Annotated in this window: 9 protein-coding genes; all 9 read left to right on the top strand. The window is 63.6% G+C overall.

Features of this window, described 5'->3' with window-relative positions:
* Positions 1–4: 4 nt before the first annotated feature.
* A complete protein-coding gene (murD, locus tag PPA02S_RS14320; protein WP_028635183.1) occupies positions 5–1,351 on the top strand; it encodes a UDP-N-acetylmuramoyl-L-alanine--D-glutamate ligase in 1,347 nt (448 codons plus the stop codon).
* Positions 1,351–2,562: a putative lipid II flippase FtsW gene (ftsW, locus tag PPA02S_RS14315; protein WP_174435888.1), complete on the top strand. Its 1,212-nt coding sequence runs from the start codon at positions 1,351–1,353 to the stop codon at positions 2,560–2,562. Before murD ends, ftsW begins: the two co-directional genes overlap by 1 nt.
* Complete coding sequence (murG, locus tag PPA02S_RS14310) at positions 2,552–3,631, top strand: undecaprenyldiphospho-muramoylpentapeptide beta-N-acetylglucosaminyltransferase (protein WP_028635181.1); 1,080 nt, start codon at positions 2,552–2,554, stop codon at positions 3,629–3,631. The genes ftsW and murG overlap by 11 nt, the downstream gene beginning before the upstream one ends.
* Positions 3,624–5,072, top strand: a complete 1,449-nt coding sequence (gene murC / locus PPA02S_RS14305) for a UDP-N-acetylmuramate--L-alanine ligase (RefSeq protein WP_028635180.1) — start codon at positions 3,624–3,626, stop codon at positions 5,070–5,072. Before murG ends, murC begins: the two co-directional genes overlap by 8 nt.
* Positions 5,069–6,025 carry a D-alanine--D-alanine ligase gene (locus tag PPA02S_RS14300; RefSeq protein WP_028635179.1) on the top strand — a complete coding sequence of 319 codons (957 nt, stop codon included), beginning with the start codon at positions 5,069–5,071 and terminating at the stop codon, positions 6,023–6,025. The genes murC and PPA02S_RS14300 overlap by 4 nt, the downstream gene beginning before the upstream one ends.
* Before the next feature lie 5 nt (positions 6,026–6,030).
* On the top strand, positions 6,031–6,900 hold the full coding sequence (locus PPA02S_RS14295) for a cell division protein FtsQ/DivIB (protein ID WP_028635178.1): 870 nt from the start codon (positions 6,031–6,033) through the stop codon (positions 6,898–6,900).
* Between the two features lie 14 nt (positions 6,901–6,914).
* Entirely contained in the window at positions 6,915–8,171 is a 1,257-nt protein-coding gene (gene ftsA / locus PPA02S_RS14290) for a cell division protein FtsA (RefSeq protein ID WP_015271706.1), read from the top strand.
* Positions 8,172–8,226: 55 nt separating this feature from the next.
* A complete protein-coding gene (ftsZ, locus tag PPA02S_RS14285; protein ID WP_003251871.1) occupies positions 8,227–9,423 on the top strand; it encodes a cell division protein FtsZ in 1,197 nt (398 codons plus the stop codon).
* Positions 9,424–9,535: 112 nt separating this feature from the next.
* Positions 9,536–10,447, top strand: coding sequence for a UDP-3-O-acyl-N-acetylglucosamine deacetylase (lpxC, locus tag PPA02S_RS14280; protein WP_028635177.1), 912 nt, complete (start codon positions 9,536–9,538; stop codon positions 10,445–10,447).
* Positions 10,448–10,662: the final 215 nt, after the last annotated feature.

Genomic DNA, 10,662 nt, shown 5'->3' with positions numbered 1-10,662 from the left:
GAGCGTGTCACTGATCGCTTCCGACCAATTCCGCATCGTTGTCGGCCTCGGCAAGAGCGGCATGTCCCTGGTTCGCTTCCTGGCGAGCCGGGGCATCGCCTTTGCGGTCGCCGACACCCGCGAGCAACCGCCGGAACTGGACACCCTGCGCCGTGACTACCCGCAGGTGGAAGTACGCTGTGGCGAACTGGATGTCGACTTCCTGTGCCGCGCCAGCGAGCTGTATGTGAGCCCTGGCCTGGCCCTTTCCACCCCGGCGCTGCAACAGGCGGCGGCACGGGGGGTGAAGCTTTCCGGCGACATCGAGCTGTTTGCCCTCCATGCCAAGGCACCGATCATCGCCATCAGCGGCTCCAACGCCAAGAGCACTGTCACCACACTGGTGGGCGAGATGGCGGCCAAGGCCGGCAAGCGCGTAGCGGTGGGCGGTAACCTCGGCACGCCGGCGCTGGACCTGCTGGCCGATGACGTCGAGCTGTACGTGATGGAGCTGTCCAGCTTCCAGCTGGAAACCACTGACCAGCTCAATGCCGAAGTGGCCACGGTGCTGAACATCAGCGAAGACCACATGGACCGCTACAGCGGCCTGCCGGCCTATCACCTGGCCAAGCACCGCATCTTCCGTGGGGCGCGCCAGGTGGTGGTCAACCGCCAGGATGCACTCAGCCGACCACTGCCGGTCGAAGGCCGCCCGTGCTGGACATTTGGCCTGAACCAACCGGACTTCAAGGCCTTCGGCCTGCGCGAAGTGGATGGCGAGAAATACCTGGCGTTCGAGTTCCAGAACCTGATGCCGGTGCGCGAGCTGAAGATTCGTGGCGCCCACAACCAGAGCAACGCCCTGGCTGCCCTGGCCTTGGGGCACGCGGCAGGGCTTGCCTTCGCGCCCATGCTGGAGGCCCTGCGCGCATTCGGTGGCTTGGCCCACCGTTGCCAGTGGGTGCGCGAGCGCGATGGCGTGAACTGGTATGACGATTCCAAGGCGACCAACGTTGGGGCAGCCCTGGCTGCCATCGAAGGTTTGGGCGCCGACATTGAGGGCAAGCTGGTGCTGATCGCCGGGGGGGATGGCAAAGGTGCCGAGTTCACGGCGTTGCGTGAGCCGGTCAAGCGTTTCTGCCGCGCGGTAGTGCTGCTGGGCCGTGACGCCGAGCGCCTGGCCGACGCACTGGGCGACGACGTGCCGCTGGTGCGCGTCGGCACCCTGGAAGATGCCGTGCGCCAATGCGCCGAGCTGGCCCAGCGCGGGGACGCCGTGCTGCTGTCGCCGGCCTGCGCCAGCCTCGACATGTTCAGGAACTTCGAAGAACGCGGGCGCCTGTTTGCCCAGGCCGCGGAGGCACTCGCATGATCTTCGGTGTCCTCAAGCCTTACCCGTCGCCACTGATCAGTGGCCGTGGCATCGACCTGGACTTCGCGCTGCTGGCAGGTTGCCTGGCCTTGCTGGGCCTTGGCCTGGTGATGATCACCTCGGCTTCGTCGGAAGTGGCTGCCGTGCAGTCGGGTAACCCGCTCTACCACATGTACCGCCACCTGGTGTACGTATTCCTGGGCCTGGTCGCCTGCGGCGCGACCATGATGGTGCCGATCGCCACTTGGCAGCGCATGGGCTTCATGATGCTGCTGGGCGCCTTCGGCCTGCTGGTGCTGGTGCTGGTGCCCGGCATTGGCCGCGAGGTGAACGGCTCGATGCGCTGGATCGGCTTCAGTTTCTTCAACGTGCAGCCGTCTGAAATCGCCAAGGTATTCGTGGTCATCTACCTCGCCGGTTACCTGGTGCGGCGCCAGACCGAGGTGCGCGAAAGCTGGATGGGCTTCTTCAAGCCGTTCATCGTGCTGCTGCCCATGGCCGGCCTGTTGCTGATGGAGCCGGATTTCGGCGCCACCGTGGTCATGATGGGTGCGGCAGCTGCCATGCTGTTCCTCGGCGGGGTGGGGCTGTTCCGCTTCAGCCTGATGGTGGTGCTGGCGGTGGTGGCGGTGTTCGTGCTGGTACAGGCGCAGCCCTATCGAATGGCGCGGCTGATCACCTTCACCGACCCCTGGTCCGACCAGTTCGGCTCGGGTTACCAGCTTACCCAGGCGCTGATTGCCTTCGGCCGTGGCGAGTGGCTGGGCGTGGGCCTGGGCAACAGTGTGCAGAAGCAGTTCTACCTGCCAGAAGCCCACACCGACTTCGTGTTCTCGGTGCTGGCAGAAGAGCTGGGCGTGGTCGGCTCGCTGGTTACCATCGCGCTGTTCGTATTCGTCACCGTGCGTGCCCTTTACATCGGTTTGTGGGCCGAGAAAGCCAAGCAGTTCTTTGCTGCCTACATGGCATTCGGCCTGGCCTTCCTGTGGATTGGCCAGTTCCTGATCAACATCGGCGTGAACGTCGGCCTGTTGCCGACCAAGGGCCTGACCCTGCCGTTCCTCAGTTATGGCGGTAGTTCCCTGGTGATTTGCTGCGCCTGCGTGGGCCTGTTGCTGCGCATCGAGTGGGAAAGCCGCACGCACCTGGGTAGCGAGGAACATGAATTCAGCGAGAGCGATTTTGCCGAGGAGCCCAGTCATGGCCGCTGACGGCAAAAACGTATTGATCATGGCAGGCGGCACCGGGGGCCACGTGTTCCCGGCCCTGGCCTGCGCCCGTGAGTTCCAGGCCCGCGGGTATGCCGTGCACTGGCTGGGTACGCCGCGTGGCATCGAGAACGAACTGGTGCCTCAGGCAGGTCTGCCGTTGCACCGCATCGAGGTCAGCGGTTTGCGCGGCAAGGGCAAGCTGTCGCTGCTGAAGGCGCCGCTGATGCTGATCAAGTCGATCTTGCAGGCCCGGCGTGTGATCCGTCAGCTCAAGCCGGTCTGCGTGCTGGGCTTCGGTGGCTACGTCACCGGCCCAGGCGGTGTGGCGGCCAAGCTGTGCGGTGTGCCGCTGGTCATCCACGAGCAAAACGCCCGGGCCGGTACCGCCAACCGCTTGCTGGCACCGCTGTCGGCGCGGGTGTGCGAGGCGTTCCCGAATACATTCGACGCCAGCGACAAGCGCCGTACCACGGGTAACCCGGTGCGCCCTGAGCTGTTCATGGACGCACAGCGCACGCCGCTGGCTGCGCGCCCGGCACGCCTGCTGGTACTCGGCGGTAGCCTGGGTGCGGAACCATTGAACAAATTGTTGCCTAAGGCGCTGTCCGAAGTGCCTGCGGCCGTCAGGCCAGAGGTGTTCCATCAGGCCGGCAAGCAGCATGCGCCGGTCACCGCCGAGCGTTATCGCGAGGCTGGCATAGAGGCTCAGGTAGAGCCCTTCATCAAGGACATGGCCCATGCCTACGGCTGGGCTGATCTGGTGGTGTGCCGGGCCGGCGCCCTGACTGTCAGCGAGCTGGCGGCAGCGGGCCTGCCTTCGATGCTGGTGCCCTTGCCCCATGCCATCGACGACCACCAGACCCATAACGCCCAATATCTGGCCCGTGAAGGCGCTGCCTTCCTGATGCCACAAGCGACAACTGGCGCAGCGCAGCTCGCTGAACGCCTGAACGAGGTGCTGATGCAACCCGAGAAACTCACTGTCATGGCTGGTACGGCAAGACGCCTGGCCAAACCTGCTGCAACCAGCACCGTAGTCGACATCTGCCTGGAGGTGGCCCATGGTTGAGAGCCAGAAAGCCATGCCCCAGCCGAAAATGGGCCGTATCCGTCGCATTCACTTCGTCGGCATTGGCGGTGTGGGCATGTGCGGCATCGCCGAGGTGCTGCTGAACCTGGGCTATGAAGTGTCCGGTTCCGACCTGAAGGCCTCGCCTGTCACCGAGCGCCTGGAATCGTTCGGCGCCCAGATCTTCGTCGGCCACCGCGCCGAGAATGCGGCCACCGCCGATGTGCTGGTGGTGTCTAGCGCGATCAACCCTGCCAACCCGGAAGTGGCCACCGCGCTGGAGCGCCGTATCCCGGTGGTACCGCGCGCCGAGATGCTTGCCGAACTGATGCGTTACCGCCATGGTGTGGCGGTTGCCGGCACCCACGGCAAGACCACCACCACCAGCCTGCTGGCATCGGTGTTCGCTGCAGGCGGCCTGGACCCTACGTTCGTCATCGGTGGCCGCCTGACTGCAGCCGGCACCAACGCCCAGCTGGGCACCAGCCGCTACCTGATCGCCGAAGCCGACGAGAGCGACGCCAGCTTCCTGCACCTGCAACCGATGGTTGCCGTGGTCACCAACATCGACGCCGACCACATGGCCACCTACGAAGGTGACTTCAACAAGCTGAAGAAAACCTTCGTCGAGTTCCTGCACAACCTGCCGTTCTACGGCCTGGCCGTGATGTGCCTGGACGACCCGGTAGTGCGCGAGATCCTGCCGCAGGTCAAGCGCCCGACGGTGACGTACGGCTTCAGCGAAGAGGCCGACATCCGCGCCATCAACGTGCGCCAGCAGGGCATGCAAACCCACTTCACCGTGCTGCGCCGCGACTGCGAGCCGCTGGAAGTGTCGGTGAACATGCCGGGCAACCACAACGTGCTGAACGCCCTGGCTACCATCGCCATCGCCACCGACGAAGGCATTGCCGACGACGCCATCATCCAGGGCCTGTCCGGCTTCCAGGGTGTCGGCCGGCGCTTCCAGGTGTATGGCGAACTGCCGGTAGACGGTGGCAGCGTGATGCTGGTGGACGACTACGGCCATCACCCTACCGAAGTGGCTGCTGTGATCAAGGCGGTACGCGGTGGCTGGCCCAGCCGCCGCCTGGTGATCGTGTATCAGCCGCACCGCTACAGCCGTACCCGTGACCTGTACGACGATTTCGTCCAGGTGCTGGGCGATGCTAACGTGCTGCTGTTGATGGAGGTGTACCCGGCCGGTGAGGAGCCGATCCCGGGCGCCGACAGCCGCCAGCTGTGCCACAGCATCCGCCAGCGCGGCAAGCTGGACCCGATCTACATCGAACGTGGCGCCGAGCTGGCGCCGCTGGTCAAGCCCTTGCTGCGTGCCGGCGACATCCTGATTTGCCAGGGGGCCGGCGACGTCGGCGGCCTGGCCCCGCAATTGATGAAAAGCCCGCTGTTCGCTGGCGCCAAGCAGGAGAAGTCGAAATGACCAGCGCCTACGACACGTTGCACTCCACCCTGGACGTCAAGGCGTTCGGCCGCGTCGCGGTACTGTACGGCGGCAAGAGCGCCGAACGCGAAGTGTCGCTGAAGTCCGGGGCTGCCGTGATCAGCGCGTTGACGGCAGCGGGTGTTGACGTGGTTGCCATCGATGTGGGCGACGACCTGCTCACCCGCCTGCAAAGCGAGAAGGTCGACCGTGCGTTCATCATCCTTCATGGTCGCGGCGGCGAAGACGGCAGCATGCAAGGCTTGCTGGAGTGTCTGGGCATCCCTTACACCGGCAGTGGCATCCTCGCGTCGGCGCTGGCCATGGACAAGCTGCGCACCAAGCAGGTGTGGCAGAGCCTGGGCATCCCCACGCCACGCCACGCAGTATTGGCAAGCGAAAGCGATTGTTTGCGTGCCAGCACGGAACTGGGCTTCCCGCTCATCGTCAAACCTGCCCATGAAGGCTCCAGCATCGGCATGGCCAAGGTGAACAGCGAGCAGGAACTGGTCGCCGCCTGGCAAGACGCCGCCAACTACGATTCCCAGGTACTCGTTGAACAGTGGATTCACGGCCCGGAGTTCACCATTGCGGTACTGCGCGGGCAGGTGCTGCCGCCAATCGCCCTGGGTACCCCGCACGTGTTCTACGACTACGACGCCAAGTACATCGCCAACGACACCCAGTACCGCATTCCCTGCGGGCTGGACAGTGTCAAGGAACAGGAACTGATCGACCTGACCGCCCGTGCTTGCGATGCCATCGGCATCGAAGGCTGGGGTCGGCTGGACGTGATGCAGGACGAGCAGGGCCGGTTCTGGCTGCTCGAAGTCAACACCGCACCCGGCATGACTGATCATAGCCTGGTGCCCATGGCGGCCCGCGCGGCCGGCCTGGACTTCCAGCAACTGGTGCTGGCGATCCTGGCCGACAGCATGGCGACGCGAGGTTAACCATCATGCAAGGCGCGATGATACGTCAGCAGCAACCCGTTACCGGCCGTAGCAAGCCGGTGCCGCGTGGTGCCAGCCGGCTGGTGGCCGACGAGCCCGTATCGGCGCGCCTGCCGCGGCCTAGCCTGGGCGGCCTCAAGCGCCTGCTGTGGCCGGTGCTGCTGGTAGCCGCAGGTTTTGGTGCGTACGAGGGCGCGGTGCGGCTGATGCCTTATGCCGACCGGCCCATCACCAAGATCGACGTGCAGGGCGACCTGACCTACATCAGCCAGCAGTCCGTGCAGCAGCGCATCGCCCCCTACGTGGCGGCCAGCTTCTTCACCGTCGACCTGCCGGCGATGCGTACCGAGCTTGAGCAGATGCCCTGGATTGCCCACGCCGAAGTACGCCGTGTATGGCCGGACGAGGTCGTGATCCGCCTTGAAGAACAACTGCCGGTGGCGCGCTGGGGTGATGAAGCCTTGCTCAACAACCAGGGCCAGGCATTCACCCCGCGCGAGCTGGCCAACTACGAGCACCTGCCGCAGCTGGCCGGGCCGCAGCGTGCACAGCAACAAGTCATGCAGCAGTATCAGGTACTGAGCCAGATGCTGCGCCCCCTGGGCTTTTCCATCGCACGCCTGGAGCTGCGCGAGCGGGGCAGCTGGTTCCTGACCACGGGTGCGAGCAGCGCCGGGCCAGGCATCGAGTTGCTGCTGGGGCGCGACCATCTGGTAGAGAAGATGCGCCGTTTCATTGCCATTTACGACAAGACGCTTAAAGAGCAGATCGCCAACATCGCCCGCATCGATCTGCGATACGCCAACGGGCTTGCCGTTGGCTGGCGGGAACCGATTGCACCGACGACGGCCCAACCCGCCGTTGCGAAGAATTAGAGAGAGGCAGGACCATGGCAAACGCGCATAGCGGCAAAATGATCGTCGGGCTGGACATTGGCACCTCCAAGGTGGTGGCGCTGGTGGGTGAGGTGGGCGAGGACGGCACCCTGGAAATCGTCGGGATCGGCACCCATCCGTCCCGGGGCCTGAAAAAAGGCGTGGTGGTGAACATCGAGTCCACCGTGCAGTCGATCCAGCGTGCCGTTGAAGAAGCGCAGCTGATGGCCGGTTGCCGCATTCACTCGGCATTCGTCGGCGTAGCCGGTAACCACATCCGCAGCCTCAACTCCCACGGTATCGTCGCCATTCGCGACCGTGAGGTCAGCCTGGCCGACCTGGAGCGGGTACTGGATGCGGCCCAGGCCGTCGCCATCCCGGCAGACCAGCGTGTGCTGCACACCCTGCCGCAGGACTATGTGATCGACAACCAGGAAGGTGTGCGCGAGCCGCTGGGCATGTCGGGCGTACGCCTGGAGGCCAAGGTTCACGTGGTGACCTGCGCCGTCAACGCTGCCCAGAACATCGAAAAGTGCGTGCGCCGCTGCGGCCTTGAAATCGACGACATCATCCTCGAGCAACTGGCCTCGGCCTACTCGGTGCTGACCGATGACGAGAAAGAGCTGGGTGTGTGCCTGGTGGACATCGGTGGGGGTACCACCGACATCGCCATCTTCACCGAAGGCGCCATCCGCCACACGGCGGTGATCCCGATTGCCGGCGACCAGGTGACCAATGACATTGCCATGGCCCTGCGCACGCCCACACAGTACGCCGAGGAGATCAAGATCCGTTACGCCTGTGCCCTGGCCAAGCTGGCTGGCGCCGGCGAAACCATCAAGGTGCCAAGCGTGGGCGACCGTCCGCCGCGCGAACTATCGCGCCAGGCCCTGGCCGAAGTCGTGGAGCCGCGTTACGACGAGCTCTTCACGCTGATCCAGGCCGAACTGCGCCGCAGCGGCTACGAGGACCTGGTGCCCGCGGGCATCGTCCTCACCGGCGGTACTGCAAAAATGGAAGGCGCCGTTGAACTGGCCGAAGAAATCTTCCACATGCCGGTACGCCTGGGCGTACCGCACAGCGTTCGGGGGCTGAGCGACGTGGTGCGCAACCCGATTTATTCCACCGGTGTGGGCTTGCTTACCTACGGCCTGCAAAAGCAGACCGAAGACCTGCCTTTGACCGGCAACAGCAGCAACAACAGCTATGGCGATGAACCGAAGGCCCCGGTGCTTGAGCGCTTCAAGCGGTGGGTTCAAGGCAACTTCTAAGTTTCAAAGCAGTAGTGGTAGGCGCGACAACTAGAGAACTGTAAGGAGAGGGAAAATGTTCGAGCTCGTAGACAACGTCCCGCAAAGCCCGGTCATCAAGGTGATCGGTGTAGGTGGTGGTGGCGGCAACGCCGTCAACCACATGGTCAAGAGCAGCATTGAAGGCGTGGAATTCATCTGCGCCAACACCGATGCTCAAGCCCTGAAAAACATCGGTGCACGCACCATCCTGCAATTGGGCACTGGCGTGACCAAGGGCCTGGGTGCAGGTGCCAATCCGGAAGTCGGCCGCCAGGCCGCGCTGGAAGACCGTGAGCGCATCGCCGAAGTGCTGCAAGGCACCAACATGGTGTTCATCACCACTGGCATGGGCGGCGGTACCGGTACCGGTGCAGCACCGATCATTGCCGAAGTGGCCAAGGAAATGGGCATCCTCACCGTTGCGGTGGTGACGCGTCCGTTCCCGTTCGAAGGCCGCAAGCGCATGCAGATCGCCGACGAAGGCATCCGCATGCTGGCTGAAAGCGTCGACTCGTTGATCACCATCCCCAACGAGAAGCTGCTGACCATCCTGGGCAAGGATGCAAGCCTGCTGTCTGCCTTCGCCAAGGCGGATGACGTGCTGGCCGGCGCCGTGCGCGGTATCTCCGACATCATCAAGCGCCCTGGCATGATCAACGTCGACTTTGCCGACGTGCGCACCGTGATGGGCGAGATGGGCATGGCCATGATGGGTACCGGCTGCGCCAGTGGCCCGAACCGGGCTCGCGAGGCCACCGAGGCGGCCATCCGCAACCCGCTGCTTGAAGACGTCAACCTGCAGGGCGCCCGTGGCATCCTGGTGAACATCACCGCAGGCCCTGACCTGTCGCTGGGTGAATACTCCGATGTGGGTAGCATCATCGAAGCCTTCGCCTCCGACCACGCGATGGTCAAGGTGGGTACCGTGATCGACCCGGACATGCGCGACGAGCTGCACGTCACCGTTGTGGCTACTGGCCTGGGTGCGCGTATCGAGAAGCCGGTCAAGGTCGTCGACAACACCCTGCAAACTGCCCAGCAGGCCTACGAGGCATCCAACCCTGCCCCGGTGCGCCAGGAGCAGCCAGCGGTCAACTACCGTGACCTGGAGCGCCCGACCGTGATGCGCAACCAGGCCCACGCCGGTGCCGCCGCAGCCGCCAAGCTGAACCCTCAGGATGACCTGGATTACCTCGATATTCCGGCCTTCCTGCGTCGTCAGGCCGATTAATGAAATTTATCAGGGGTATAAGGGTGATTGGTATTCATCAAAGGTTGGGTCTGTTATCATCCCCAGCCTTTGTTGATACCTGTTCGCAATTTGCGCTGAAGCGGCCAATGCCATGATTAAACAACGCACCCTGAAGAATACCATCCGTGCCACAGGTGTCGGTCTGCACTCCGGGGAGAAGGTCTACCTGACCCTCAAGCCTGCACCTGTTGACACCGGCATCGTCTTCCGCCGCGCCGACCTGGACCCTGTGGTCGAGATCCCTGCGCGTGCGGCCAACGTCGGCGAAACAACCATGTCGACGACGCTGGTCAACGGTGACGTCAAGGTCGATACGGTCGAGCACTTGCTCTCCGCCATGGCGGGTTTGGGCATCGATAACGCCTACGTCGAGCTCTCCGCCTCGGAAGTGCCGATCATGGATGGCAGCGCCGGACCTTTTGTATTCCTGATTCAGTCTGCCGGCCTGGAAGAACAGGACGCAGCCAAGAAGTTCATCCGCATCCTGCGTGAGGTAACCGTGGAAGAGGGCGACAAGCGCGCCACGTTCCTGCCTTTCGAAGGTTTCAAGGTGAGCTTCGAGATCGACTTCGATCACCCGGTGCTTCGCAACCGGACCCAGAGCGCCAGCGTCGACTTTTCCAGCACGTCGTTCGTGAAGGAAGTGAGCCGCGCCCGCACCTTCGGCTTCATGCGTGACATCGAATACCTGCGCAAGCACAACCTTGCGTTGGGTGGTAGCGTCGAGAACGCCATCGTGGTCGACGAGGAAGGTGTACTGAACGAAGACGGCCTTCGCTACGAAGACGAATTCGTGAAGCACAAGATCCTCGATGCCATTGGCGACCTCTACCTGCTGGGCAACAGCCTGATCGGCGAGTTCAAGGGCTTCAAGTCCGGGCACGCGCTGAACAACCAGCTGCTGCGCAAGTTGATTGCTGAAACTGATGCTTGGGAAGTGGTTACGTTCGAAGACGCCAGTACGGCACCGATCTCCTACATGCGCCCTGTTGCGGCTGTGTAAGTTCGAACATTCTCTAGTTCATTAAGGCCACCTTCGGGTGGCCTTTTTTATGGTTCAACTACCTGCTCGAACCCATCTCAACCACTCCATTCCGTTACAGTCCCGCCCGGTATTTTTGCTGTTGCTGTTGCTTCTAAGCGCGCGATAGCTCAGGCGACGCAGATTGCGACTTCAGGAGGCCGAGCGGAGGGCTTGCGGAGGGAGGTGACGGGCAT

It is taken from the genome of Pseudomonas parafulva NBRC 16636 = DSM 17004 (genome assembly GCF_000730645.1).
Classification (GTDB): domain Bacteria; phylum Pseudomonadota; class Gammaproteobacteria; order Pseudomonadales; family Pseudomonadaceae; genus Aquipseudomonas; species Aquipseudomonas parafulva.
Note: the sequence above shows the minus strand (reverse complement) of the source record. Positions and strands in the feature narration are given on the sequence as shown.

What these genes read in the sequence shown, in the direction of transcription:
- murG (WP_028635181.1), top strand. Translation starts at nt 2,552, where the DNA reads ATGGCCGCTGACGGCAAAAACGTATTGATCATGGCAGGCGGCACCGGG.
- murC (WP_028635180.1), top strand. Translation starts at nt 3,624, where the DNA reads ATGGTTGAGAGCCAGAAAGCCATGCCCCAGCCGAAAATGGGCCGTATC.
- PPA02S_RS14300 (WP_028635179.1), top strand. Translation starts at nt 5,069, where the DNA reads ATGACCAGCGCCTACGACACGTTGCACTCCACCCTGGACGTCAAGGCG.
- PPA02S_RS14295 (WP_028635178.1), top strand. Translation starts at nt 6,031, where the DNA reads ATGCAAGGCGCGATGATACGTCAGCAGCAACCCGTTACCGGCCGTAGC.
- ftsA (WP_015271706.1), top strand. Translation starts at nt 6,915, where the DNA reads ATGGCAAACGCGCATAGCGGCAAAATGATCGTCGGGCTGGACATTGGC.
- ftsZ (WP_003251871.1), top strand. Translation starts at nt 8,227, where the DNA reads ATGTTCGAGCTCGTAGACAACGTCCCGCAAAGCCCGGTCATCAAGGTG.
- lpxC (WP_028635177.1), top strand. Translation starts at nt 9,536, where the DNA reads ATGATTAAACAACGCACCCTGAAGAATACCATCCGTGCCACAGGTGTC.